Genomic DNA, 23684 nt, shown 5'->3' on the forward strand with positions numbered 1-23684 from the left:
CTCATCCGGTCCCCGCCGCTGCAGGAGTTCGTCATGCGTTCTCGCCGCTTCACGTCCGCCCGAAGATCACTGGCACTGGGGGTGATCGCGCCGCTCGCCGCCGGGCTGGCCGTCGCCACCGCGGCCCCGGCCGCCGCCGTGCCCACCGGCTTCACCGACACCGTCGCGATCGGCGGGCTGACCTCCCCGACCGCCGCCGCGTTCGCCCCGGACGGGCGGGTGTTCGTCGCCGAGAAGAGCGGGCTGGTCAAGGTGTTCGACTCCCTCGCCGATCCGACCGCGACGGTGTTCGCCGACCTGCGCACGCAGACCCAGGACTTCTGGGACCGCGGCCTGCTCGGCCTGGCCGTCGACCCGGCCTTCCCCTCCCGGCCGTACGTCTACGTCTCCTACACCCTCGACGCCCTGCCGGGCGGCACCGCGCCGCAGTGGGGCGACACCTGCCCGACACCGCCGGGCGCGACCGACCAGGGCTGCGTCGTCACCGGCCGCATCTCCCGGCTCACCATGGGCCCCGACGGCACCGCGGTCAGCGAGAAGCCGCTGGTCACCGGCTGGTGCCAGCAGTTCCCGAGCCATTCGGTCGGGGCGCTCGCCTTCGGCCCGGACGGCGCGCTGTACGCGGGCGGCGGGGACGGCGCCAGCTTCAACTACGCCGACTACGGCCAGACCGGCAATCCCTGCGCCGACCCGCCGTCCCCCGCCGGCACGAACCTCTCCCCGCCCACGGCCGAGGGCGGCGCGCTGCGCTCGCAGTCCCCGCGCCGCGCGGCCGGCCAGCCCGTGCTGCTCAACGGCGCCCTGCTGCGCATCGACCCGGACACCGGCGACGGCCTGCCCGGCAACCCGTTCGCGAGCAGTGCCGACGCCAACGCCCGGCGCGTGATCGCCTACGGCTCGCGCAACCAGTTCCGGTTCGGGTTCCGGCCGGGCACCGGCGAGCTGTGGGCCGGGGACGTCGGCTGGAACACCTGGGAGGAGATCAACCGCGTCACCGACGTCGGCGGCGCGGCGGAGAACTTCGGCTGGCCCTGCTTCGAAGGCACCGCCCGGCAGGCCGGCTACGACGGCGCGAACCTCGACCGCTGCGAGTCGCTGTACGCCGCGGGCGGCCAGACTGCGCCGTACTACGCGTACAACCACAGCGCCAAGGTCGTGGCGAGCGACCCGTGCCCGACCGGCGGCTCCTCGATCAGCGGGATCGCCTTCGAAACCGGCAGCAACTACCCGGCCGAGTACGCCGGCGCGCTCTTCTTCGCCGACTCCTCCCGCGGCTGCATCTGGGCGATGCAGACCGTCTCCGGCCAGCCGAGCCCGAGCCGCCTGGTGCCGTTCGTGACCGGGGCGGCGACGCCGGTGCAGCTGCTCACCGGTCCCGGCGGCGACCTGTTCTACATCGCGCTGGGCAGTGGCGAACTGCGCCGCGTGAGCTACCCCGGCGGCACCAACCGGCCACCGGTCGCGGCCGCCACGGCGACGCCGTCCAGCGGCCCGGCGCCGCTGACCGTGCAGTTCGACGGCACCGGCTCCACCGACCCGGACGCCGGTGACGTGCTGTCGTACGCCTGGGACCTCGACGCGGACGGCGCGTACGACGACTCGGCGGACCCGCGTCCGACGTGGACGTACACGACCGCGGCGGCCGTCGACGCCGGGTTGCGCGTGACCGACTCCCACGGCGCGACGGCCGTCACGACCGTCCGGGTCACGGTCGGCACCCCGGCCGGGCTCGACCCGGTGCCGGTGATCGACACGCCGACCGCGGCACTGACCTGGTCGGTGGGCCAGACGGTGCCGTTCTCCGGCCGCGCGGTCGACGCCCAGGACGGCGAGCTGCCGCCGTCGGCGCTGTCGTGGCGGCTGGCGATCCGGCACTGCGCGGCCAACGGCACCTGCCACACCCACAACGTCCAGGACTTCCCGGGCGTCGCGGCAGGCTCGTTCGTCGCACCGGACCACGAGTACCCGTCGTACCTGCAGCTGACGCTCACGGCGACGGACTCGACCGGCCGCATCGGCACGAAGACGGTCGACCTCCAGCCGAAGACGGTGGCGCTGAACTTCACGTCCAGCCCCAGCCAGGCAACGCTGACGGTCGGCGGCACCCAGCAGCGCACACCGTTCTCCCGGACGGTGATCGCCGGCTCGACGAACTCGATCAGCGCGGACAGCCCGCAGAACCTGCCGCCGCTCAACCTGAAGTACGCGTTCACGAGCTGGGCACACGGCGGCCCGCGGACACAGAACATCGTCGCGCCTTCGACGTCGGCGACGTACCAGGCGAACTACCGGCTCTGCTGGCTGCTGCAACCCTGCTGACAGCGTGAGCTGAAAGGGACGTTCCTGGCATCAGATGCGAGGAACGTCCCTTTCGCTGCACCAGATGAGACGAAAGCGCCTTTCAGCCCACCCGGACGCGCGGGGCCGGGTCAGCCGTGGGGGTTCTTGGTCTTCTCCGGCTTGGGTTCCTTGGTCTTGCTCTCGTTCTGCCGCTTGCCCGCCTGTGTCGACGGCTTGCCCTTCTCGGGGTTGGCCGCGTTGTCCGGCTTGTTCGGGTTGCCCGCCTCGGCCGGCTTCCCGTTCGCCGCGGCCGTCGTCTGGCCCGGCTGCTCCTCGCCGGTCGTTCCCGCGCCCGAGGTCGCGGGCGGCGAGGTGAGGTCCCCGGTCGTCGGGACCCCCTCGGTCGCCGGTGCCGTCGTGGGCTGTGCGGTCCCGCCGGGGACGCCCGCGGCCCGCGGCGACGGCTGCGTCCGCACCGGCTGTCCCGTCGAACCTTCGGCGCCCGGCGACGACGACGGCGGCGGTACGGACGAGGTGCTCGCGCCGATGGTCACCGTCGTCACCAGTGCGGCACCCGCGGCCGCCACCTTCGCCGCCGTGGCCCACGACAGGGCGGAGGCGCTCGTCCCGGCCGCGACGCCGGACGACGTGATCGTCCCGGTGGCCGACAGCCACTGCGAGACGACCGGCACGCCCAGGATGAGCGGGATGATCCCGGCAGGCAGTTCCTCGTTGAGCTGCCGCAGCCCGGCGGCCAGCTCGCGGCAGTCCGCGCAGCGGTCGAGGTGGGCGCTGATCCGGCCGGCCTTGTGGTCGGAGATCCCGTCACGCACCCAGCGGGCCAGCTGGCCGGAGACGATCCGGCAGTTCCGCCGCCGCGCGGCCGGGACGTGCTGGTCCAGGTACGCCTGGCGCAGGCCCTCCCGGGCCCGGTAGGCCAGCGCCGCGACGCCGTTCGGGGTCATCCCGAGGTCGGCGGCGATGCGGGCGGGCGACTCGCCGTCGATCTCGGTGCGCCACAGCACCGTCCGCCACCGCTCGGGCAGGCTGGCGAACGCGTCGACGGCCACGGTCGCGTGCATCCGGGCGCCGACCGGTTCGTCGCTCGCGCCGTCCGGGACGACTTCCGGCACCTCGGCGACGAGCGAGACGGCCGAGTCGCGGCGCCGCCAGCTGATCATCGTGTTCCGGATGGTGGTCAGCAGGTACGGCCGGAAATCGGAGTCCGGTCCCTCGCCCGAGCGCAGAATCCGCAGAACGCGCGTGAAGCCTTCGGCAATCAGGTCGTCCCGCTCGGCGTCGTCGGCCGCGATCGCCGCCGCGACTCTCCGGGCGGCGACCCGGTGGCGGTCGTAGAGCTGGCCGTACGCCGCGATGTCCCCGCCGCGCACCGCCTCGATCAGGGCCGCGTCGCTCGGGCCGTCCGCCGTGCCGGCCACCGCCGGCGCCACCTCGGTCACCACACCCCCTCGCCGTGCGCGTGCACGTGCAAAACGTCCCGCGATAGTCGCGCAACGAGGGACACCCGCGCAAGGTTGCTGCGCCGAAAGGCCTTTCTTGCGGGAGCGAGTGACGGTGTCGTGGACTTGTCACTTCCCTGAGCGTTGCCCGGTGCATTTTCCCCGGTTCGCGCTTTCCGCGTTGCCCGGGTCCCGTACCGGCGAGTAGAGACGAAGCAGGCACCCTGACGATCCGTGTCCGATGTGGACGGTCCCCGGCCTGCCATCAGGAAGGTTTCCCATGCGCAGAACCCTGCTCGTCCTGCTCACCGTTCTTCTCCCGGTCTTCGCCGTCCCCGCGGCCGCCGAAGCCGCCGAGCCCACCGTCACCGCGGTGCCCGCGAACGCCGGGCGGGGCTGGCCGGTCAGCGGCGCCCAGGGCGTTCTCGACCTCGCCGCCCGCGGCTACGTCGAAGAGGAGTACCTGCTCTCCGGCCGCGCCGACACCTACGAACAGGCCGGCCTCTGGACCGACGACGGCCGGTGGGCCACCCGCGTGGCCTCCACCGGCAACCCCTACACCACCCGGCTCGTCGTGGTCCGGCCGCGCGACGCCGCCCGGTTCTCCGGCACGGTCGTCGTCGAATGGCTGAACGTCAGTTTCGGCGTCGACATCCCGGTCGACTTCTCGCAGTCCTACGAGCATTTTCTCCGCGAAGGCGACATCTACGTCGGGCTGACCACCCAGAAAGCGGGTGCCGACAAGCTCAAGAGCCTCGATCCCGCGCGATACGGCGCGGTGAACCTCTCCGGCGACGCGCTTTCCTACGACATCTTTTCCCAGGCCGCGCAGGCGGTCCGGGCGAATCCACAGCTGCTCGGCGGGCGGACGCCGACGGTCGTGCTCGGCACCGGGCATTCGCAGTCGGCGTTGCGGCTGACGACGTACGCGAACGCGATCCAGCCGCTGCGCAACGTCTACGACGGCCTGATGATCCACGGGCGGGCCGCGCTGGCGGCGCCGATCGGCGAGGGCGTCATCGGCCCGCTGTCCGCCCGGATCCGCACCGACCTCGGCGTCCCGGTGTTCGTCCTGCAGTCGGAGACCGACGTCGTCGCCTCGGCTTCGGTCCGCCAGGACACCGCCCGGGTGCGCACGTGGGAGGTCGCCGGCACGGCACACGCCGACCAGTACGGGCTGGACCTGTACAACGCCGCCAACGCCCGGGACCGGTCCATCAACGACGGCGCGCCGACGACGTGCGACAAGCCGGTCAACAGCATGACGTTCCGGTACGCCGAAAACGCGGCGTTCCGCCACCTCGACCGGTGGGCCCGCGGCGGCGCGGCCCCGCCGACGGCGCCGCCGATCGCGATGCTGTTCAACCTGGTCGTCCTGCGTGACGGCGACCAGAACGCCCTGGGCGGCATCCGGCTGCCGGACTTCGCCGTCCCGGTGGCGACGTACTCGCCGAACAACAGCGGCGGCAACGTGCCGGGCGCCTGCATGCTGCTGGGCACGACGACACCGTTGTCACCGCAGCGGATCCGGCAGCTGTACCCCGACCACGCCACTTACGTCGCGAAGTTCACCGCGGCGGCGGACCGGGCGGTGCAGGCGGGCTACCTGCTGCCGCCGGACCGCGACGAGGCCGTGGCCCGCGCCCAGGCCGCGCCCGTGCCGTGACCGCCCACCAATGAAACCTGTTCCATGCGCAGCACCCAGCGCACGTTGCCCAAAACAGTAACGTGTTCTAGTCTGACGCCGGCGAAGGGAGCGGGATGGACGAGCAGGCGATGCGGTACCCGAACCACCTCGGCCACCTGGTCGTCTCGGCACTGAAACGGCACCGGGACAAGCCGGTCATGGTGCTGGGCGACACCACGATGACCGGCGGCCGGACCGCCGAACAGGTCAGCCAGTACGCCCAGGCCTTCGACGCGCTCGGGGCAGGCACCGGCGCGCCCGTGGCCCTGCTGTCGCTGAACCGGCCGGAAGTGCTGCTCATCATCGCCGCCGGGCAGGTGCAGGGGTCGCGGCGGACCGCGCTGCACCCGCTGGGCTCACTCGACGACCACGCCTACATCCTCGCCGACGCCGGCATCACCACGCTGATCATCGACCCGGTGCCCGCCTTCGTCGAGCGCGCGCTCGGCCTGCTCGACAGGGTCCCCGGTCTTACCCGGGTCCTCACGATCGGCCCGGTGCCGGAGCCGCTGGCCCACGTCGGCACGGACCTGACCGCGGCGGCCGCGGCGTACGAACCGCGGCCGCTCGTCCCGGTCGAGCTGCCGCCCGGGCAGGTCGTCTCGATCACCTACACCGGCGGGACGACCGGCAAGCCCAAGGGCGTCATGGGCACCGCGCAGTCGATGGCGGCGATGACCCAGATCCAGCTCGCCGAGTGGGAGTGGCCCGAAGCGCCGAAGTTCCTCATCTGCACACCGCTGTCCCACGCGGGCGCGGCGTTCTTCGCCCCGACGCTGCTCAAGGGCGGCTCGCTGGTCGTCCTGCCGCGGTTCGACCCCGCCGAGGTCCTGCGGATCGTCGAGGAGGAGCGGATCACGGCGACGATGCTGGTGCCGACCATGCTGTACGCCCTGATGGACCACCCCGACTCGCGTACCCGCGACCTGTCGTCGCTGCAGACGGTGTACTACGGCGCGGCGTCGATCAACCCGGTGCGGCTGCGCGAGGCGATCGACCGCTTCGGGCCGATCTTCGCGCAGTACTACGGCCAGTCCGAGGCGCCGATGGCGATCAGCTACCTGGCCAAGGGCGACCACGACGACGCGCGGCTGGCCTCCTGCGGCCGCCCGTCGGCCTTCCTGCGGACCGCGCTGCTCGGCGCGGACGGCACGCCCGTGCCGCCCGGTGAGCCGGGCGAGATCTGCGTGGCGGGCCCGCTGCTCGCGGGCGGCTACTGGAACCTGCCGGACATCACCGCGGAGACGTTCCGCGACGGCTGGCTGCACACCGGCGACGTCGCCCGCGAGGACGAGGACGGTTTCTGGTTCATCGTCGACCGCGTCAAGGACATGATCGTCACCGGCGGGTTCAACGTGTTCCCGCGCGAGGTCGAGGACGTCGTGGCCGAGCACCCGGCGGTCGCGCAGGTCGGCGTGATCGGCACCCCGGACGAGAAGTGGGGCGAAGCGGTGACGGCGGTGGTGGTCCTGCGCGAGGACGCCGACACCGACCTCGAGCGGCTCACCGCCGAGATCCAGGCCGCGGTACGCGAGCGCAAGGGCCCGGTGCACGTGCCCAAGCAGGTGCTCGTGGCCGAGTCCCTGCCGATGACCGGGCTGGGCAAGCCGGACAAGAAGGCCCTGCGCGCCCGGTACCAGCCGCGTGGCGCGGCCGTGTAGGACGTTTGATCCGGACTCGGCTGCGGGGTCCACAATGGACCGGTCACGCGCGGCAGCGCCGCCGGTCAGCCGTGGCGTCGGGTCTTCTCCCAGGTGCCGCAGGCGCGCATGCTGCACCAGCGGCGTGAGCCGTTCTTGCTGGTGTCGTAGAAGAGCCAGCCGCAGCTGCCCTCGTGGCCCGGGCACTTGCGGATGCGGCCGAAGTCGGCCGTCAGCGCGGTTTCGACGGCCGAGCGGGCGATCGGCCGGCACAGGCTGTCGAGATCCGTGCTCGCCGCCCAGCTCCAGTCGAGGCCCTCGGGCGTCGGGACGAGTTCGGCGTGAGCCATCGCCTCGGCGTACGCGTGCTGGAGGCCGGCGAGGGCTTCGGCGGGCGGGTCCTCTCCGTCGGCAATGGCGGCGAAGACCGCGTGGATGGCTTCGCGCAACGCCACGGCGCGGCTCAGCGTGGCGGCCGCTTCGGCCGGATGACGCTCGGCGCGCCGCAGGAGCAACCGGGCCCGGTTGGTGCCGATCGTGCCCGCGCGTTCGCACCAGGCGATCAGGTCGGCGGGCCCGCCGAGGTAGTCCACCGCGGCCTGGCCGGGCCGCGACCGGCGCGGGCCGACGGTGTTGGCGAAGTCGAGGCAGACCAGGCCGCCGATGAAGTCCACGGTCACCGCTCCTTCCCCGGGAGCACCGCGATGCTCGCCAGCGCCAGCGCCGCGGTCAGCACGAACGCCGTCGTCAGCCCGGCGTGGTCGACGACGAACCCGAAGGCCGCAGGCCCGGCCGCCGCGCCGAGCGTGTTGAACACGATGACGAGGCTGAACCCCCGCGTCGGGCGGTCGGCGAAGAGGGCCGCGCTGCGCAGCGGGAGGAGCGCACCACCGGTCATGAACCCCGCACCGTAGAGCACCGCGGCGGCGACCGCGAATCCCCAGCCGCACGCGGCCAGCCCGAACAGCACGCTCGCGGCGGCGATCACCACCTGCGCGGCCACGTACACGCGGCGCAGCCCCTGCGTGCGGACCAGCAGGCCGGCCGCCAGCCCCGCGGCCCCGGCCAGCCCGGTCAGTGCCCACAGGAGCGGGCCGATCCGCGGGTCGCCGGCCGTCACCGCGACCCCGGCGAACGACCAGCACGCCGCGCCGACCAGCCCGAACGAGGTGGCGGCGACGAGCAGGCGTCCGACGCCGGGACGGGCGAACAGCTTCGCGCGGCCCTCGGTGGCCTGCCGCGGCCGGGCGGGCAGCACGCGCAGGTTCCACCCCGTCACGACCAGCGCGGCGGCGGCCGCCGCGAGCCAGACCACGCGCCAGCCCGCGCCCGGCACGAGAGCGGCCACGGAGCCGGCGACCGCGATGCCGAAGGTGGTGCCGGTGCTGATCATCGCCAGCGCGTGCCGCCGCCCGGCCGGGCGCACCTCGTCCTGGACGACGTCCGCGTACGGCGCCCACACCCAGCACGGTGCCGTGCCCGCGACGGCAACGCCCGCGGCGAGCAGCACTGGCCCGCGGGCCAGGCCGATCATCAGCATCCCGGCGGCGGCGCAGGCCACGCCGAAGGCGACCGGCCACCGCGCGCCCAGGCGGCCGGACGACCACGCCACGCCGCCGAGCGCGACCAGCCCGAGGACGTACCCGGCGCTGGTGACCGCGCCCAGCGCCCCGGCTGAGCCGCCGAACTCGGCCTGGAAGCGCGGGAGGAACAGGCCGTAGCCGTAGCGGGCGAAGCCGAAGCAGACGGCGAGGGTGGCCAGGCCGGGGAGCCCGAACCGCCATGCCGTGGCGCCGCGGGTGTCGTCCACCTGCACTGTTGTCGCACTCATGAGGTTCGGCTACCCGGGTGTCCCGGACCTCAAACCGGCTATCCGTCTTTTACTGGTTCGGTGTCTCTTCTGCTCTTTTGTGTGCTTCGCTGCTGTCCTTTCCGGCAAAGAGGATTTCACTGGAGTTGGCAGGCCGTGCGTGACGCCGTACGGTGTAGTCAACTAATTGAGTATGCGAGGTGGATGTGAGCAGCAGCTTCCGCAAGGCCGTCGAGGCGCGTGATCCCGAGGCCATGGCCGCCACGCTGGCGGACGACGTGGTGTTCCGCAGCCCGGTGGCGTTCCGGCCGTACCCCGGCAAGGCGATCACTGCCGCGATCCTGCGCGGCGTGCTGCGGGTGTTCGAGGACTTCCGGTACGTCCGCGAGCTGAGCGGCGGCGACGGCCGGGACCACGCGCTCGTCTTCGAGGCCCGGATCGGGGACGTGCGCGTCGAAGGCTGCGACTTCCTGCACCTGGACGACGCCGGGCTGATCGACGAGTTCACGGTCATGGTCCGCCCGCTGTCGGCGGCGCAGGCACTGGCCGAGGCGATGGCGGCGCAGTTCGAGCAGATCCAGCGGGAAGCAGTCAACTAGTTCACTATGGCACTGCGTCACGCGCTGATGGCGGCGCTGCTCGAAGGCGAGGCGTCGGGCTACGACCTGGCGAAGGGGTTCGACGCCTCGGTGGCGAACTTCTGGGCGGCGACCCCGCAGCAGCTCTACCGCGAACTCGACCGCATGGCCGCGGACGGCCTGGTCCGCGCCGAGGTCGTCCACCAGGAGAAACGGCCGGACAAACGGCTGTTCTCGCTCACCCCCGCGGGGCGCCGCGCGCTGCGCGAGTTCACCGCGCGGCCGCCCCGCGCGGGCGTGATCCGCGACGAGCTGCTGGTCCAGGTCCAGGCGGTCGACGACGGCGACGAGGCGGCGGTCCGGCGCGCGCTCGAGGACCGGAAAGCCCGCGCGGAGGCCAAGATCGCCCGGTTCGAACGGCTCCGCGCGCGCCTGCTCGACGGCCGCTTCGAGGAGGACTACCTCGCCGAGGCCGAGCGGATCGGGCCGTACCTGACGCTGATGCGCGGGCTGTCGTTCGAGCGGGAGAACCTGCGCTGGTGCGAGCAGTCGCTGAAGATCCTCGCCCGGCGCGCCGGCGCCTGACCCGTTGTACGGCTCTTGTACGGCCGCGGCCGACGATGGCTCCCATGTCACTGCAGCATCGATTTCTGCGGGCCACGCTGGCCGCCGGCGTGCTCGCGGGGGTGTTCGCCACCCCGGCGGCCGCCGCCGCGGCCGTGCCGGCGACCCTGCCCGCCGGTCAGTACACGCTGACCGCCGACTACCACAGGTACGACACCGTCAACGCGGCCCTCGTGTCGACGCTGGGCACCGCGGCCGTGCACACCGTGATGGACAACGCCAACCACGACCGCACGGCGCTGCCGTCGTCGTTCTCGATGCCCGGGCTCGCCGGCGGCTTCCGGTTCGACAGCGGCGACAACTCCGACTGCGCGAACTACCCGCAGGGCATCACAACCAGCCGTGACGCGGTCGGCACCGCCGGCGGCGGCACCTACGACGGCCACCAGCTGGTGCTGGTCAGCTGGTACACCAAGGACGGCTGCGACGGCGACCAGCAGCGCAGCCGCATCACCCTGGCCGACTGGGACGCGACGTACCCCAACAAGTACCGCAAGATCCTGCTGGTCGAGCCGACCGGCACGGCCACGACCCCGGACTTCAAGGACATCCCGATCCACGCGGGCGGCGTGTCCTGGTACGGCGACTACCTGTACGTCGCCGACACCGGCCGCGGCATGCGCGTGTTCGACATGCGCAAGATCCTCAAGACCGACACCGGCGGCACGGCCGACCAGATCGGCCGCCAGCCGTCCGGCACCTACTACGCCCACAACTACGCCTACGTCCTGCCGCAGGTCGGCACGATCACGTCGGCCACGACGTCGGGGACGAACCTCGCCTGGTCGTCGATCTCCCTGGACCGCGTGACCAAGTCGATCGTGATGACGGAGTACACCTGCCCGTCCGGCTGCACGGCGTACCCGAATCGCGCCCCGCGAGCCATCCGCTACCCGTTCGCGGCAGGCACGACGACGTTCGCCGCAACGACAACGGCGAGCCAGGCCCTCCAGCTGCCCTGGTACAAGCTCAACGGCGTGGCCTCCCACAACGGCCGCTGGTGGTTCCAGTCGTCCGGAGCGAAGCAGCTGTACTACTGGACCCCGTCAACCGGCTCGGCAACGTACGCGTGGGTGAGCAGCGGCGAGAGCATTTCGTACTGGGAGGACGACACGGCAGCCGACCTCCTCTGGACCCTCCAGGAGGCGGCAGGCAGCCGCAACGTCTTCGCAGTGGAACAGGCCACCTACGACGGCTGACCGTCTTTCCCCCGCCCCCGACCACGCGAGTTCCGGGAGGCATCACGCGTGCTTGGCCGGGCATCGCCTGTGTCTGGAGGGGCATCACGTGTGATTTGAGGGGCATCACCTCGATGCCCCTCCAATCACGAGTGATGCCCTTCGGATCACGAGTGATGCCCCTCGGAGCACGGGTAAATCCCTCCCGGTCCCGCGGGCCTCGGACCGGGACTCGCGTGATTCGGGACGGAAGCCGCGTGATCCAGGCCGGAACTCGCGTGATTCGGGGCGGGATTCGCGTGATCGGGCGGAAGCCGCGTGATCCGGGGCGGGACTCGCGTGGTCCGGGACGGAACTCGCGTGATTCCCGGCCGAACTCGCGTGATCCCCGCCGAACTCGCGTGATCCGGGGCGGAAGCCGCGTGTTTCGGGACGGAACTCGCGTGATCCCGGCCGAACTCGCGCGGTCCCCGCCGAACTCGCGTGGTTCGGGCGGGATTTGCGTGATCCCGGCCGAAGTCCCGGGCGGGAGTCGCGTGGGTGGTTAGGGGGTTGTTGTGGTTCGGAGGCGGGTCAGGAAGTTGTCCAGGACTCCGTCGGCGACCAGGGCTTGGCGGATTCCCCAGCGGTTCGTGTTGCCCGTCTTGACCGACTCGGCGCGGGCTACCAGGGCGTCCGCGGCCGCCGTCAGGCGGGCCGCTCGGGGGTGGTCGCCGTGGGTTGCCGCGGCCAGGGCGTCGAGGCGGGTTACCGCTGCCTCGCCCCACCACTGGGTTGCGTCCAGCCAAGGTGCCGCGTCAGTGACGAACGCGCTCTGTACCCGGCCGCTGCGGATCACTCCGGGCGCGTCGCGGATGCGGGTTGCGTACGCCCTCATGGCGGGGAGTGCCCAGGGGTCGCCCGCCGTCCAGCGGGACCAGAACTCTGCCGTCTTCGCCGCCAGGACCGGGGCCTGGGGCTGCCATGGGGCCGGGCCGAACGTCGGGGCCAGGTGCTCGAGGTCGGCGAACACCGTCAGGGCCGCCGTCGCGGCCGGGTCGCCGCCCGCGAGGCGGGCCAGGGCTCGCGGCCACGAGCGCTCCGGGGCGTAGGCCCGGTCGTTCCAGGCGAAGTCCGCCGCGCCGAACTCGGCCACCTCGCTGGCCGCCTCCTGGTTCATCGGGTTGACCACGATGCCGCTCAGGTACCGCGAAAGCCCGGCTTCCCGGTGCGCGTACGGCGCGAGCAGCAGCCGCCCTGCCGACTGCTCGTAGTCGTTGACCGGGTAGTTGTCCCAGAGGAACACCTTGCGTCCGTACACTGTGGACACCTGCGCGGCCTCCGCGGTGGTCACACTCGGCGGGACGACGTCGGTCCCGGTCCACTGCACCACCACCGACGGATCCAGGTGCTCCCGCAGCTCGGTCTTGTACGGCGAGTCCTTCAGGTCGCTGTACTCGGTCGGCACGGTCTGCAGCGGCCGCGTCCCGCCGAACTTCGCCGTGATCGTGTTGAGCAGCGAGACCTGCGCCCGTCCCGCCGCCGCCTGCCCGGGCGCGCCGAAGGCCGCCTGGTCGGCGTCGCAGTTCCACTTCGTGTACGAGATGTCGTCGAACGGCAGCGAGAACGACCGCACGCCCAGGTCGTACACAGCCTGGAACTTCGCCTCGACCGCGGCGACGTCGGACGGCGACGAGAAGCAGATCGAGACGCCGGGCGACAGCGCGTAGGTGAACTCGACGTGGTGGGCGTTCGCCGCGCGGACCAGCTGCCCGAGCGTGGCCAGCTCGTCGTCCGGGTACGGATCACGCCACCTGGCGCGCAGGTACTCGTCGTCCTTCGCGCTGTAGACGTAGGTGTTCGCCTTCACCTCGCCGAGAAAAGCCAGCTGCCGCAACCGGTCCGCGTTCGTCCACGGTGGACCGTAGAAGCCTTCGATCGAGCCGCGCAGGGCCATGTCCGGCCAGTCGCGCACGGCCACGCCGCGCACCGCCCAGCCGGAACCCGCCCGGACGAACAGCTGCCGCAGCGTCTGCACGCCGTAGTACTGCCCGGCGCCGTCGCGTCCGCCGATCGTGATCCCGGTGCGCGACACGCTGAGCGCGTACCCTTCGGCCTGCGCCGGGACGTCGCCGCCGGAACTGCCGAGGCGGACGGTCAGGCCGGGCCCGCCGGAGGTGATCCGCCGGACGCCGTGTTCGCGCAACAGCGCGGTGAGCAGGTCCTTGGCCGCGGCGTCGGTGCTGCCGTCGGTGACGAGCACAATCGCCGACGGCACCCGGACATCCGGTGACGTCCGGGCGATCTGCTGGGGTGACGGGGAAACCACGGGTACCGGACCGCTCGCCATGGCGTCGGCCGGGGCAATACCCAGGGCCGCCACCACGACGAGGGCGGCGAACAAGGCTCGGCAGGCGTTCATGATTCCTTCCTGATGGACGTCACCACGACCCGAGATCGGCCGACAGCCAGTGCTCGGGACGCATGGAGAGCGTGATGTGTTCTCCCAGCTGCTCGCGTTCGTACTCCAGGAATCCCGCCACCGCCTCCGGCGGCAGGTAGCGCTCGGCCAGCTCCCGCGCCTGCGCCGGATCGCCCGGCCCGGTCCTGGTCAGCGGCCCCTCCACCGAGACGTACCGGGTCGTCGGCTCGGTGCGCTGCACCATCATCGTGAACCGGCCGGCCGCCTCGATCGCCCGCGTCTTGCGCGCACCGGGCGCCGAGCGCACCCACAGCTCGCCGCCGGGCGTGTACTGGTACCAGATGGGCACCGTCAGCGGCGCCCGGCCGGGACGCTCGATGACCGAAAGCGCACCGATGTGCGGTTGTGCCAGGAACTCTTCGCGTTCTTCCTTCGTAAGGACCATGCCGCCGACGGTAGCCCGGGGGTACGACAAAAACCGGCCGCCCGCCGGTCGGCACTCCACAGTGGACATGTGTCATCCTGGGGCTGGACAGCGAAAACACGACGAGAGGACGGCTTCGTGGGCATCATCGGCTGGATCGTGCTCGGGCTCATCGCCGGGGTGATCGCGAAGGCGCTCATGCCGGGCAGGGACCCCGGCGGCTGCATCATCACGATGCTGCTGGGCGTCGCCGGCGCGTTCGTCGGCGGCTGGGTCGGCAAGACCCTCTTCCACACGCAGCTCGGCACCTTCTTCGACCTGCGCACCTGGGGACTTGCCGTGCTCGGCGCGCTGATCATCCTGGTCGGCCACCGGCTGATCTTCGGCGAACGCCGCGACTGACCGGCCGCCGGGGGCACCTCGCGGTACCCCCGGCGGGAACGTCAGTTCAGCGTGACGCCGTACGCGCTCAGCGCCTCACCGACCGGCTGGTAGTAGGAACTCCCGCCGCCCTTGCCGGACGTGATGCCCAGGCCGACGCTGCCGGCGAACAGGCAGCCGCCCGAGTCGCCGGGGTTGACCAGCGCACTGGTCTGGATCAGCTGGGACACCGAGCCTTCGGCGTAGTTCACCGTGACGTTGGTCCGCTGCACCGAGCCCGACGTCAGGTGGGTGGTGCTGCCGCTCTTGCTGATCCGCTGCCCGACGGTCGCCGTGCCGGCGGAGGTGATCGGCTGGGCCGAGCCGTTCCACAGGGTGACCGCGCCGGGTGCGCTGCCGGTGGTGTTGCGGATCAGGCCGTAGTCGTTGCCCGGGAAGCTCGCGCCCTGCGACGGGCCGACGTTCCACTGCGACACCGCGCGCGTGCAGTGGCCGGCGTCGACGATGTAGTTCTGGCCGCCGCGGTTGGTGTTGAAGCCGACCGAGCAGCGGATGCCGCCGCCGGTGATGGCTTCGCCGTTGTAGATCGCGGTGTGCATCTCCCCCGCGACCCGTTCGACCCGGACCCGGTCGCCCAGCGACCTGGCCGTCTCGAGCAACGCTTCGGTGCCCTTGGCCGCGTCGGCCACGGTCAGCACGACCTGGTTGGTCTTCGGGTCGAGCCCGATCGCGGTGTGCGTGACCGCGGGCAGTGCCTGCAGCGCGTTCTGCGCGTTCGCCAGCGCGGCGCTGGAGTGCTTGACCAGCCGTGCCTGCGCGCCGGCCGCGGTGACCTGGTCCGCGGCGGCCTGGTCGAGCACGTTGACCACCGGCTTGGCGGCCGCGTCGAGGTAGCCGCCGGCGGCCCGGTCGCCGAGCGCGGCGGTGACGTGGTGCAGGGTTTCGACACTGGCCGCCTGCGTCCGCAGCAGGGCGACGGCGGCGGATTCGCTGATTCCCGCTTCCGCGGCGAGCGAAGCGACCGCCTCGCGCTGCACCGTGGGCGAATAGCCCTCGATGGTGGTGGCGGTGGCGCTGACGGGGACGACGAAGGCGACAGCGGCGGCGACCAGGGTGGTGGCGGAGCGGGCGAGGATGTGGTGTCCCGGAGACGTTCTGCGCATGCCGGTAACTCACTTTCGCGGGGGAAGCCGGCGCGTGGCGATCGCCGCGCCGGCCACGGTGGGCTGAACCGGCACCGGGTGATCCGGTGCTTTCCGCAGGGTGATCCCCGCCCCGGCGGCGCCGGTACCGACTTTCGTCGGACAGGGACAAAAGATAGGTACCGGGCAAATCGGCTACCCCCCTCGTCGCGCACTGTAAACGCATTCCGGTCACTGTGCGCTGCTCCGGCGTACGAGTGGTTCCCCCGCCGGACACGGCTGCGGGGCGTACCGTCCAGCACGGACACGGCGCGCTCGCCCCTCCCCCTCGGAGCGCGCCGTGCCCGCCGGAAACCGCAGCGGAGATGTTGTGGCACAGCGGTTCTTGAGCTGACGTGAACGAGAATCCACTGTTCGCCCGAGCGTGCCCGTGCGCCCGCGTGTCTATGCTGGACGTCCAGCGTGGTGTCGGTCCGGGAAGTGCGCGAGATGAACGACCAGCGGCAGGTGCTCGTCCGGGCGGAGACCCGGCGCGTCACCGTCTCCGGGCCCGGCGGGGGCCAGGAGACGCTTTCCTACCCCGGTGTCACGCTCACGCGGGTCTGCGGTGGCCTGCCCGACGGCGAACTCTGGCTGCCGATGGGCGAGCAGCCCAGCGAAGCCGACGACGAAGCCCTCATCGTGGCCCTGCGCGCCGCGTACCTGTGGCGGCTCGGGCGCAATTAGGCACCGGCGCGAGTATCTCCCGCTTTCGCGGGTACGCCTCTGCGGAGGAGGAGTCGCACGGTGCAAGTGAACTGGGGAGCGGCGAACGAGCCGGGGTGGCGCACGCTGGACGTGACCGGAGCGGGTCCGCCGGAGCTGGCCTCCGCGCGCCGCTGGGCCGAGGACACGCTGGCCTCGCTCGACGAGGCCCACCGGGTCGACGCCCTGATCGTCGTCGGGGAACTGCTGGAGAACGCCTACGTGCACGCCGGCGGGCCGCGTGAGCTGCGCATCCACCGGGCGGACGACCCGTGCGAGGTGACGGTGGCGGTCGCCGACGTCGGGACCGGCGAGCCACGGCCCCGCGTCCCCGGCCGCCGCGGCGGCCGGGGACTGCTGCTGGTCGACCGGCTTTCCCTCGACTGGGGCGTGAGCCACCACGACGACGGCAAGGTCGTCTGGGCCCGCCTCGCCTGCCGCGACCAGTGACCGTCGGGTGGTCTGCCGGCCGTCGGCTCAGCGGCCGTTCCAGTGGACGACGTCCGGGAACTCCAGGTACTTGCGCAGGTGCTGGTCCTCGGACCGGCCGTGCAGCGGGAACTCGAAGCGCGAACCGTCCGGCCAGGTCAGCGTGCGCTTGCGGAGGCTGAGTTCCGGGGCCTGCGGCTTGCGGGCCTCCCAGACGATCTCCGGCGGTGGCGCGTCCGCCGGGTCGACGTAGGTCGGCCCGGTCTCCACCACCGCCACGCACGACGGCGAACACGCGAGCCAGGGGCCCGACAGCCCGCGGAGACGGTCGGCCAGGTCGAGCACCATCGCGTTCTCCGGACCGGAAACCTGAGTCGCCCGCTGCAGGGGCCGTCCTGGCGTGGCTCCGTTCGCGAGTGCGAAGACGGCCATGACAGCCGTGCCGATACCGCGCAGGATGTTCCAGAAAAACCGCCGGATCAGCCGCTTTCCTTTGACGGTGCCGTCCAAGCGACGGCCGGGGACGTCGAAACCCAGGTCCGTGTCGCCGAGGCGCAGCACGATGACCGGCTCCTGCCACCGGTCGCGCAGCAGCGCCTCGACCCGTTCCCGGAACCCGGGCCGGACCTGCGTCTGCTCCGCCCAGTTCTCCATGCGCTCGCTCAAATGTCGAGGTCCCGGCGTGTCTGGTCCGGGCTCCGGTCCCCGCCGATCTCGCTCTTGTTGAACCACGGTTCGTCCCCCTCGGGCGTCACGGCTTCCTTGCCTTCGGCGAACGCGCCCTTGCCCGCCCCGATCCCGGCCTTGACACCCGCGCCGGCGAGGAACGGCTTGACGCCGGCCGAAGTGCCGAACATCGTGGTGAGCATCCGGTTGCTCGGCTGGAGGCCCTGTGCCGCCGCGCCGAAGCCGAACTTCGTCTCGCCGGGCATCACGCCGACCCGCAGCTTCCGGGCGAACGTCTCCAGCTTGCCCGAGTAGCGGACCAGGAACTCCATGAACTTGTCCAGGAGCTTGCCGAACTTGCCGAGGTAGCGCGTCACCTTCTGCAGGACGCTGGCCGCCTTGGCGATCGACGCCGTCATCGCGGCGGCGACCGAGCCGCCGAAGCTGATCACCGACGCGGCCAGCGCGGGCAGCCACAGCGTGATCAGCCAGGACACCAGCTCGGTGATGATCCCCTTGATCACCTCTTCGATGACCACCATGACCATCGACCACATCTGCAGCACCTCGGCCACCGAGCCGGCGGCCGAGCCGATGCCGCGGATGCCGGAGGAGAAGTCGCCGAGCGCTTCCTTCGCCGCCTTGCCCGCGTCGTCCACCCACTCGGCCAGCGCGGTGTCGCCGGTCTTCTCGAAGTCCTCCGCGAGCGCGACGAACCCCTGCGCGATCGTCACGAAGTTCTCCGAGGCGTGCCCGATGGCCGGGCCGTCGCCGGTGACCTGGTGCAGTGCGTCCTGCAGCGGCTGGACCAGCTCCAGCAGCATGTTGAGGCCGTGGCTGACCAGCCAGCCGATCGGGTCCATGGCGAAGGTGACCATGTCGCCGGCGGCGGCGCCGACGAACTTCGCTCCGTCGCCGACCAGAGCCGCCCCCGCCGAGGCCAGCTCACCCGGGTTGTCCGCCTCGGCCGCCTGCTGGGCGTGTGCGGCGATCGACTTGCCTGCCTTGTAGGCCGTCCCCGCGACCGGCACGTAACCCGCCGCGCGGTCGAGGTTCGCGCCGGTGCTCTCGTCGTAGGCCTGGACGTCCAGCGCGTCGGCGATGCTGCGCTTCGGCTCGGTCATTCGCTCTTCCCCACCGCGTCGATTTCCGCCTCGTACCGGCCGAAGGTCAGCTTGCCGGCGTCTTCCATGCCCTGGTACATCTCCGCGGCCTTGTTCAGCTTCGTGGTGAACCCGTCGACGCCGTCCTTGAGGTCGGTCAGCAGGGACCGCAGCTCGGCGAGCCGCTCGGTGTAGCCCTGCTTGGCGAAGAGGCCGACCAGGCCCCACGCCGCGTCGGTGACGTCGGCGGCGTCGATCTTCGCGCCGAACTTGTCCGCTTCCTGCTCGTAGTAGGGAAGCTGGCGGGCGTAGGCGGAGATGGCGCCGATGTTCGTCTGAATTCCGTCTGGCATCGGGGTTTCCCTAGGATCGGCGGAGGATGGGGCCCTGGCCGAAGTCGTCGTCGTCTTCGGGGGCGGGCCGTCGGGCGGGCCGCGACGGCTGCCGCGGCTGTTCTTCCGACGCGGGCTCGGCCGCCGCGGTTCCGAACGCCTGGGCCTGCGCTTCACGCACCTGCGCGGAGACGTCGACGCCGAACGCGTCGCCGAAGGCGTCGTCCACGATCCCGGCCTGCTGCTGCACGGCCCCGGCCACCGCCCGGCGGATGGTCGCCATGATCGTCGCGGCCAGCTGGCCCGCCTCGACCCGCGTGGCGCCCGCGGTGAGCCGCAGGTCGGTGACCGTGCCGCCGGCCCCGGCGACCACCGTGACGGTGCCGTCCGGCGACGTGGCGGTGGACTCCACCCTGGCGACCCGCTCCTGCATGTCGCCGACCCCGGCGAAGCGGGCCTCGGCCTGCCGGACCTTGGCCCGGAAGTTCTCGAACTGGGCGATCAGCTCGTCCATCTGGGCGGACATGAGTCTCCTTGCGCATTTCGGGGCCTGTGTCCGCATCATGACAGATCCGCCCGGCCCCCGATCGGCGTTTCCCCCGATTCAGAAATCGACCAGTTCGACGGTCACCGCGCAGGTGCTGCCCACCTCCAATCCTTCGGCTTCACGGACGGCGCGCTTGATCGGCAGGACGTAGCCGCGCGAGCTGTCCGGGAAGATCGACGTCCGCCAGCCGGTCGCGCCGACGGTCACCCGCACGCGCACGGAGCCGAACCCCCGGCGCCGCCCGGCGGCGCGCTCGCGGATCTCGTCCGACACGTCGGCGGGCAGGGTCACGAAGGTCCAGCTCTCGGTAGGCCGGGCTGCCCATTCCCACAGCTCGGCTTCGAAGTCGACGATCACGCGGGCCAGTCTCACACGGGGCACCGACATTTTTGCCGCTGCCCGGTCGGGCAGACCTGCGGGAATCCGGCCGCCACCAGGGAAAACGCCGCGTATTGTCGAAGCCGTGAAGGAGCTTTGGCGCGCGACCCGGTGGCCCCTGTCCGCGCTGGCCGTCGCGGGCCTGCTCTTCGTCGTCGCCGTGGTGCTGGACGCCCGTCCCCCGGGGACGGCGCACGAGCTTTCGCTGACGATCGGCGCTCCCGCGCTGCTCCTGGCGGTCCTGGCGCTGCTGTGGCTGCTCGGCGCGCTCGCCGTCCACTGGCGGAAGCTCCGCTGAACACGGCCGGGCGCGGGGAGCCCGGCCCACCGGACCGGCGCCGCGGCCCGCCCGGCTAGGCTCTTCGTCGCAGAAACCACGATCTTCGCCGACGCCGAACGGCGGGCAAGTGCACCACGATGCGGGGAGAACACCCATGCTGGACCGAGCGGTCATCGACGCCCTCTTCCCTGCCGACCTGCCCGAACCCGAGCACTGGGAGCAGCAGTACCCCGCCCGTGAGCTGCCCGAAGGCGCACTGGTGACGCGGTTCGGCCCGTCGCCGACCGGGTTCGTGCACATCGGCGGCATCTACGTCGCCACCATCGACCAGGACCTCGCGCGCCGCACCGGCGGGCGCTACCTGGTGCGGGTCGAGGACACCGACCAGTCCCGCGAGGTCGAAGGCGCCCTCGAGCAGTTCGAGCGCGGCTTCACCTACTTCCACCTCGCCGCGGACGAAGACACCGGCCGCGGCGGCGCGTACGGGCCGTACCAGCAGTCCGCGCGCGAGCGGATCTACCTCACCTACGTCCGCCACCTCCTGCGCCAGGGCAAGGCCTACCTGGACTTCGCCACCAAGGAGGAGCTGGCCGCGATCACCCAGCGCCAGCAGGCCACGAAGCTGCCCACCGGCTACTACGGCAGCTGGGCCATCTGGCGCGACGCCGACCCGGCCGACGTCCAGGCCAAGCTCGACGCGGGCGCACCGTACGTCGTGCGGTTCCGCGCGCCCGACGACACCGGCGCGCGGGCCCGCTTCACCGACGCCATCCGCGGGCCGCTGGAGGCCGAGGCCAACCGCAACGACGTCGTCATCCTCAAGAGCTCCGACCAGAGCCCCCGGCTGCCGACCTACCACTTCGCGCACGCCGTCGACGACCACCTCATGCGCGTCAACCTGGTGATCCGCGGCGACGAGTGGATCTCGTCGGTGCCAGTGCACCAGCAGCTGTTCGACGCGCTGGGCTTCGAGCCGGTCACCTACGCGCACATCGCGCCGCTGATGAAGCAGGAGGGCGGCAGCAAGCGCAAGCTGTCCAAGCGCAAGGACCCCGAGGCGTCGGTCGACTTCTACATCGAAGCCGGCTACCCCGCCGAGGCCGTCCTGTACTACCTGCGCGGCCTGGCCAACGGCCGGCTCGCCGAGCTGCCGCTGGAGCAGGCGCTGGCCGAGCCGATCCGGCTCGAGGAGTGCGGGGTCGCCGGTCCGCTGGTCGACCTGGTCAAGCTCGACGACATCGCCGCCGACCACATCGCCACGCTGTCCGGCGCCGACATCCTCGCGGCGGTCCGCACGTGGGCCGAGCGGTTCGACCCCGAGCTGCGCGGCGTCCTCGACGACGAGCCGGAGCTGGCCCTGCGCGCGCTCGCGGTCGAGCGCGACGGCGTCGAGAACCCCCGCAAGGACCTGAAGAAGTGGAGCGACTTCCGCCCGGTCTACGGCTTCTTCTTCCCGCGGCTGCACGCGGCGGTGACCGGCCCGGACGACGAGCGCATCGCGGCACTGGGCGTCGACCGGGAGGTCGTCCAGGCGGTGGCGCGCGACTTCGCCGCCGATTACCGGCAGCTCGACGACGGCCAGGAGTGGTTCGAGCAGATCCGCGAGGTCGCGGCCAAGCACGGTTTCGCGCGCAACGCCAAGGAGTTCAAGAAGAACCCGGACGCCTACCCCGGCTCGATCCGCGAAGCCTCGCAGATCATCCGCATCGCCCTCACCGGGTCGACGCGCAGCCCGGACATGCACGCGATCACCCAGGCGCTGGGCCGTGACGAGGTGCTCAGCCGGATCGAGCCGCTGACGAAGTAACGTCGTCGTCGAAGGCGCGGAAGGCGAAGCGGACGCCGGCGGCCGACCGGTCGACCACCGCGGTGACCAGGCCCGCCGCGTCCTGGCGGTCCAGCCGGGCCAGCAGGCGGGCCAGGTCCTCCGGGGCACCCACCGGTTCCGCGGGCGTCTGGACCAGCGTGCGGTGCAGGATGCCGACGTCCCAGCCGTCCACGGCGCCGCTGCCCGCCGGGACCCGGACGGTCGCGTCGAGCAGCCACCGCGGCGGCTTGCCGGTCAGCGCCGGTGTCGCGTGCGCGGTCAGGCCGATGACCTGGTCGGCACGCAGGATGCCGTCGTTGAGCGTCGCGATCCAGACCTTGGTCAGCCCCATGGTTCAACGCATAACACCCGGGCACCGGCACCGCAACCGACCGGGGCGTGCCGCAGCAGGCCCCGGCGTGAGATGCTGCGAGCCGCAGGCAGGCCGGAGGCGGGAGGCGGAACGGGTGACCACCTGGATCGACGTGATCAACTTTGTCCGGACGCGGTACGAGGTCCTGGAGGAGTCGGACGGCTGGCTGCGGTTCCGGCTGGAGGGTCCCCGCAACCGGACGCAGCAGGTGACCGTGCACCACCTGCCCGACCTCGACGGCGGCGCGTGGATCGAGATCTCCTCGCCGGTCGGCTGGGCCGACGCGATCGACCTGCGGAAGCTGCTCGAACTGGCGGGCGGCTCGGCCGTCGGCGGCGCCGCGGTGGTCGACGGGGTGGCCCTGCTCAAGCACACCGTGCCCCTGGAGGACCTCAGCATCCAGGAGGAGTTCGAACGCCCGCTCAAGACGGTCGTCGCCCGTGCGGACGCGTTCGAGCACGAGCTGACCGCGGCCGACGAGTTCTGAGCGTCCACATCGGACTAGGGCTGGTCCGCCCGGCGGCACGGGTACCGGTCCCGGATCGACGTCCGGAAGAACCGCCCGTGGCTGTCCGCGGCCAGGAACGCGCGGTGGACTTCGCGGGGCACGGCGTAGTAGTGGTAGACGCCGCCGCTGCGGAACTCCACCTCCAGCGTGCCGACGGCCGCGTCGTAGCCGATCGAGGCGATGCTCGCCGACTCCACCGGCTGCCGCTTCACCCGGAGCGCCGGGCTCGGGCGGTCCGACGGCGGCTTTCCTTCTCCAGCGCCGTGACCAGCTCTTCCTTGGACATCCGGGAGCGGCCGGGGACGCCGAGCTGCTTGGCCCGCTCGTAGAGGTGCTGACGGCTCGCGGTCGCGTTCACGCCGCCGCGGGTCGGCCGGGCGGGCTGTCCGGCGCCGCGGGCGGCCTGCTCGTCGGACGGGCCGCGCTCGGGCTTCGGCTCCCAGTGGTCGCCGACCTTCTCGAAGGAGTGTTTCAGGGCCGCGTAGGCCGTCTGCTGGGCCCGCCTGCCGGGGCCGTAGGTCCGCAGCGCGGAGTCGTGCGCCGCCACCCACGTGTCCTGGGCCTTGCGCGGTGACCGCAGCAGCGTGCTGGGCAAGTCTTCGCGTCCGGGCATGTCACCCCGGCTACCCGGCCGCCGCGGCGCCGAAACGGCGGCGGCTGTACCAGCGGATCGCGGCCTCGGAGGTCTGCCGCGGGATGCGCCCGGGTGGGCTGAACGGCGCTTTCGTCTCGTGCGGCGCAGCGAACGGGACTTTCGTCGCGCCAGACGCCAGGAACGTCCCTTTCAGCACGCGCCAGCGGTGGATCCGGGTGGGAGGATCAGTCAGGACGCCCGCCCTGGCGCTGCGTCCGAAGTGGACTCCCCCGCGGACCGTCGCCGCGCGGATCGGGCATGCTGGAACAGTTGTCTTC

General features: G+C 72.0%; 26 protein-coding genes. 12 read left to right on the forward strand and 14 right to left on the reverse strand.

Features of this window, described 5'->3' with window-relative positions:
* Positions 1-33: 33 nt before the first annotated feature.
* Positions 34-2319: a PQQ-dependent sugar dehydrogenase gene (locus tag ABJI51_RS40705; RefSeq protein ID WP_348956526.1), complete on the forward strand. Its 2286-nt coding sequence runs from the start codon at positions 34-36 to the stop codon at positions 2317-2319.
* Between the two features lie 110 nt (positions 2320-2429).
* Here ABJI51_RS40705 and ABJI51_RS40710 read toward each other — a convergent pair whose 3' ends face one another.
* A complete protein-coding gene (locus tag ABJI51_RS40710) occupies positions 2430-3740 on the reverse strand; it encodes a sigma-70 family RNA polymerase sigma factor (protein ID WP_348956527.1) in 1311 nt (436 codons plus the stop codon).
* 280 nt (positions 3741-4020) lie between these two features.
* Here ABJI51_RS40710 and ABJI51_RS40715 point away from each other — a divergent pair, with 280 nt between their 5' ends.
* Complete coding sequence (locus tag ABJI51_RS40715; RefSeq protein WP_348956528.1) at positions 4021-5406, forward strand: alpha/beta hydrolase domain-containing protein; 1386 nt, start codon at positions 4021-4023, stop codon at positions 5404-5406.
* Between the two features lie 95 nt (positions 5407-5501).
* Positions 5502-7088, forward strand: a complete 1587-nt coding sequence (gene fadD8 / locus ABJI51_RS40720) for a fatty-acid--CoA ligase FadD8 (protein ID WP_348956529.1) — start codon at positions 5502-5504, stop codon at positions 7086-7088.
* A gap of 65 nt (positions 7089-7153) precedes the next feature.
* Here the strand turns inward: fadD8 and ABJI51_RS40725 are convergent, their stop codons facing one another.
* Positions 7154-7747 (reverse strand): CGNR zinc finger domain-containing protein, encoded by a 594-nt coding sequence (locus ABJI51_RS40725; RefSeq protein ID WP_348956530.1) that lies wholly within the window; start codon positions 7745-7747, stop codon positions 7154-7156.
* The gene (locus tag ABJI51_RS40730; protein ID WP_348956531.1) at positions 7744-8898 is read right to left on the reverse strand and encodes an MFS transporter; all 1155 of its coding nucleotides are present in this window, start codon (positions 8896-8898) and stop codon (positions 7744-7746) included. Before ABJI51_RS40730 ends, ABJI51_RS40725 begins: the two co-directional genes overlap by 4 nt.
* Before the next feature lie 179 nt (positions 8899-9077).
* Between ABJI51_RS40730 and ABJI51_RS40735 the strand changes: the two genes are divergently transcribed.
* From ABJI51_RS40735 to ABJI51_RS40745, 3 genes are read left to right on the forward strand one after another with little or no spacing between them, the layout of a single operon-like run.
* The gene (locus ABJI51_RS40735) at positions 9078-9476 is read left to right on the forward strand and encodes a nuclear transport factor 2 family protein (protein ID WP_348956532.1); all 399 of its coding nucleotides are present in this window, start codon (positions 9078-9080) and stop codon (positions 9474-9476) included.
* Between the two features lie 6 nt (positions 9477-9482).
* Positions 9483-10040, forward strand: coding sequence for a PadR family transcriptional regulator (locus ABJI51_RS40740; protein ID WP_348956533.1), 558 nt, complete (start codon positions 9483-9485; stop codon positions 10038-10040).
* A gap of 44 nt (positions 10041-10084) precedes the next feature.
* Entirely contained in the window at positions 10085-11278 is a 1194-nt protein-coding gene (locus tag ABJI51_RS40745) for a hypothetical protein (protein ID WP_348956534.1), read from the forward strand.
* 523 nt (positions 11279-11801) lie between these two features.
* On the opposite strand, the gene ABJI51_RS40750 is transcribed toward ABJI51_RS40745, so the two are convergent.
* Together ABJI51_RS40750 and ABJI51_RS40755 are read right to left on the reverse strand one after the other, a co-directional pair.
* Positions 11802-13658, reverse strand: a complete 1857-nt coding sequence (locus ABJI51_RS40750) for a glycoside hydrolase family 84 protein (RefSeq protein WP_348956535.1) — start codon at positions 13656-13658, stop codon at positions 11802-11804.
* 19 nt (positions 13659-13677) lie between these two features.
* A complete protein-coding gene (locus tag ABJI51_RS40755; protein WP_348956536.1) occupies positions 13678-14103 on the reverse strand; it encodes a pyridoxamine 5'-phosphate oxidase family protein in 426 nt (141 codons plus the stop codon).
* Between the two features lie 117 nt (positions 14104-14220).
* Here ABJI51_RS40755 and ABJI51_RS40760 point away from each other — a divergent pair, with 117 nt between their 5' ends.
* Positions 14221-14484, forward strand: a complete 264-nt coding sequence (locus ABJI51_RS40760; RefSeq protein ID WP_348956537.1) for a GlsB/YeaQ/YmgE family stress response membrane protein — start codon at positions 14221-14223, stop codon at positions 14482-14484.
* 41 nt (positions 14485-14525) lie between these two features.
* Here the strand turns inward: ABJI51_RS40760 and ABJI51_RS40765 are convergent, their stop codons facing one another.
* The gene (locus ABJI51_RS40765; protein ID WP_348956538.1) at positions 14526-15626 is read right to left on the reverse strand and encodes a S1 family peptidase; all 1101 of its coding nucleotides are present in this window, start codon (positions 15624-15626) and stop codon (positions 14526-14528) included.
* A gap of 444 nt (positions 15627-16070) precedes the next feature.
* On the opposite strand from ABJI51_RS40765, the gene ABJI51_RS40770 reads away from it, so the two are divergent.
* Entirely contained in the window at positions 16071-16331 is a 261-nt protein-coding gene (locus ABJI51_RS40770; protein ID WP_348956539.1) for a hypothetical protein, read from the forward strand.
* Between the two features lie 60 nt (positions 16332-16391).
* Positions 16392-16799: an ATP-binding protein gene (locus ABJI51_RS40775; protein WP_348956540.1), complete on the forward strand. Its 408-nt coding sequence runs from the start codon at positions 16392-16394 to the stop codon at positions 16797-16799.
* A 27-nt stretch (positions 16800-16826) separates the two neighbouring features.
* Here ABJI51_RS40775 and ABJI51_RS40780 read toward each other — a convergent pair whose 3' ends face one another.
* From ABJI51_RS40780 to ABJI51_RS40800, 5 genes are all read right to left on the reverse strand, one after another.
* The gene (locus tag ABJI51_RS40780) at positions 16827-17432 is read right to left on the reverse strand and encodes a hypothetical protein (protein WP_348956541.1); all 606 of its coding nucleotides are present in this window, start codon (positions 17430-17432) and stop codon (positions 16827-16829) included.
* An 8-nt stretch (positions 17433-17440) separates the two neighbouring features.
* Positions 17441-18568: a hypothetical protein gene (locus ABJI51_RS40785; RefSeq protein ID WP_348956542.1), complete on the reverse strand. Its 1128-nt coding sequence runs from the start codon at positions 18566-18568 to the stop codon at positions 17441-17443.
* Positions 18565-18900 carry a hypothetical protein gene (locus ABJI51_RS40790; protein WP_348956543.1) on the reverse strand — a complete coding sequence of 112 codons (336 nt, stop codon included), beginning with the start codon at positions 18898-18900 and terminating at the stop codon, positions 18565-18567. Before ABJI51_RS40790 ends, ABJI51_RS40785 begins: the two co-directional genes overlap by 4 nt.
* A 10-nt stretch (positions 18901-18910) precedes the next feature.
* Positions 18911-19405, reverse strand: a complete 495-nt coding sequence (locus ABJI51_RS40795) for a YbaB/EbfC family nucleoid-associated protein (protein ID WP_348956544.1) — start codon at positions 19403-19405, stop codon at positions 18911-18913.
* A 78-nt stretch (positions 19406-19483) separates the two neighbouring features.
* Positions 19484-19783 carry a DUF1905 domain-containing protein gene (locus tag ABJI51_RS40800; RefSeq protein WP_348956545.1) on the reverse strand — a complete coding sequence of 100 codons (300 nt, stop codon included), beginning with the start codon at positions 19781-19783 and terminating at the stop codon, positions 19484-19486.
* 106 nt (positions 19784-19889) lie between these two features.
* Between ABJI51_RS40800 and ABJI51_RS40805 the strand changes: the two genes are divergently transcribed.
* Positions 19890-20102 (forward strand): hypothetical protein, encoded by a 213-nt coding sequence (locus ABJI51_RS40805; protein WP_348956546.1) that lies wholly within the window; start codon positions 19890-19892, stop codon positions 20100-20102.
* 136 nt (positions 20103-20238) lie between these two features.
* Complete coding sequence (locus tag ABJI51_RS40810) at positions 20239-21891, forward strand: glutamate--tRNA ligase (protein WP_348956547.1); 1653 nt, start codon at positions 20239-20241, stop codon at positions 21889-21891.
* Here ABJI51_RS40810 and ABJI51_RS40815 read toward each other — a convergent pair.
* The gene (locus tag ABJI51_RS40815) at positions 21863-22243 is read right to left on the reverse strand and encodes a hypothetical protein (RefSeq protein ID WP_348956548.1); all 381 of its coding nucleotides are present in this window, start codon (positions 22241-22243) and stop codon (positions 21863-21865) included. The genes ABJI51_RS40810 and ABJI51_RS40815 overlap by 29 nt on opposite strands.
* A 115-nt stretch (positions 22244-22358) precedes the next feature.
* On the opposite strand from ABJI51_RS40815, the gene ABJI51_RS40820 reads away from it, so the two are divergent.
* Positions 22359-22751: a hypothetical protein gene (locus tag ABJI51_RS40820; protein WP_348956549.1), complete on the forward strand. Its 393-nt coding sequence runs from the start codon at positions 22359-22361 to the stop codon at positions 22749-22751.
* Positions 22752-22765: 14 nt separating this feature from the next.
* On the opposite strand, the gene ABJI51_RS40825 is transcribed toward ABJI51_RS40820, so the two are convergent.
* Together ABJI51_RS40825 and ABJI51_RS40830 are read right to left on the reverse strand one after the other, a co-directional pair.
* Positions 22766-22984 (reverse strand): KTSC domain-containing protein, encoded by a 219-nt coding sequence (locus tag ABJI51_RS40825; protein ID WP_348956550.1) that lies wholly within the window; start codon positions 22982-22984, stop codon positions 22766-22768.
* Positions 22981-23385 carry a ChaB family protein gene (locus ABJI51_RS40830; RefSeq protein WP_348956551.1) on the reverse strand — a complete coding sequence of 135 codons (405 nt, stop codon included), beginning with the start codon at positions 23383-23385 and terminating at the stop codon, positions 22981-22983. Before ABJI51_RS40830 ends, ABJI51_RS40825 begins: the two co-directional genes overlap by 4 nt.
* Between the last annotated feature and the right edge of the window lie 299 nt (positions 23386-23684).

Source organism: Amycolatopsis melonis (genome assembly GCF_040064235.1).
GTDB classification, from domain to species: Bacteria; Actinomycetota; Actinomycetes; order Mycobacteriales; family Pseudonocardiaceae; genus Amycolatopsis; species Amycolatopsis melonis.

Coding starts and splice junctions, on each gene's coding strand:
- ABJI51_RS40705 (WP_348956526.1), top strand. CDS start 34: ATGCGTTCTCGCCGCTTCACGTCCGCCCGAAGATCACTGGCACTGGGG.
- ABJI51_RS40715 (WP_348956528.1), top strand. CDS start 4,021: ATGCGCAGAACCCTGCTCGTCCTGCTCACCGTTCTTCTCCCGGTCTTC.
- fadD8 (WP_348956529.1), top strand. CDS start 5,502: ATGGACGAGCAGGCGATGCGGTACCCGAACCACCTCGGCCACCTGGTC.
- ABJI51_RS40730 (WP_348956531.1), bottom strand. CDS start 8,898: ATGAGTGCGACAACAGTGCAGGTGGACGACACCCGCGGCGCCACGGCA.
- ABJI51_RS40740 (WP_348956533.1), top strand. CDS start 9,483: ATGGCACTGCGTCACGCGCTGATGGCGGCGCTGCTCGAAGGCGAGGCG.
- ABJI51_RS40745 (WP_348956534.1), top strand. CDS start 10,085: ATGTCACTGCAGCATCGATTTCTGCGGGCCACGCTGGCCGCCGGCGTG.
- ABJI51_RS40750 (WP_348956535.1), bottom strand. CDS start 13,658: ATGAACGCCTGCCGAGCCTTGTTCGCCGCCCTCGTCGTGGTGGCGGCC.
- ABJI51_RS40755 (WP_348956536.1), bottom strand. CDS start 14,103: ATGGTCCTTACGAAGGAAGAACGCGAAGAGTTCCTGGCACAACCGCAC.
- ABJI51_RS40765 (WP_348956538.1), bottom strand. CDS start 15,626: ATGCGCAGAACGTCTCCGGGACACCACATCCTCGCCCGCTCCGCCACC.
- ABJI51_RS40780 (WP_348956541.1), bottom strand. CDS start 17,432: ATGGAGAACTGGGCGGAGCAGACGCAGGTCCGGCCCGGGTTCCGGGAA.
- ABJI51_RS40785 (WP_348956542.1), bottom strand. CDS start 18,568: ATGACCGAGCCGAAGCGCAGCATCGCCGACGCGCTGGACGTCCAGGCC.
- ABJI51_RS40790 (WP_348956543.1), bottom strand. CDS start 18,900: ATGCCAGACGGAATTCAGACGAACATCGGCGCCATCTCCGCCTACGCC.
- ABJI51_RS40795 (WP_348956544.1), bottom strand. CDS start 19,405: ATGTCCGCCCAGATGGACGAGCTGATCGCCCAGTTCGAGAACTTCCGG.
- ABJI51_RS40810 (WP_348956547.1), top strand. CDS start 20,239: ATGCTGGACCGAGCGGTCATCGACGCCCTCTTCCCTGCCGACCTGCCC.
- ABJI51_RS40815 (WP_348956548.1), bottom strand. CDS start 22,243: ATGGGGCTGACCAAGGTCTGGATCGCGACGCTCAACGACGGCATCCTG.
- ABJI51_RS40830 (WP_348956551.1), bottom strand. CDS start 23,385: ATGCCCGGACGCGAAGACTTGCCCAGCACGCTGCTGCGGTCACCGCGC.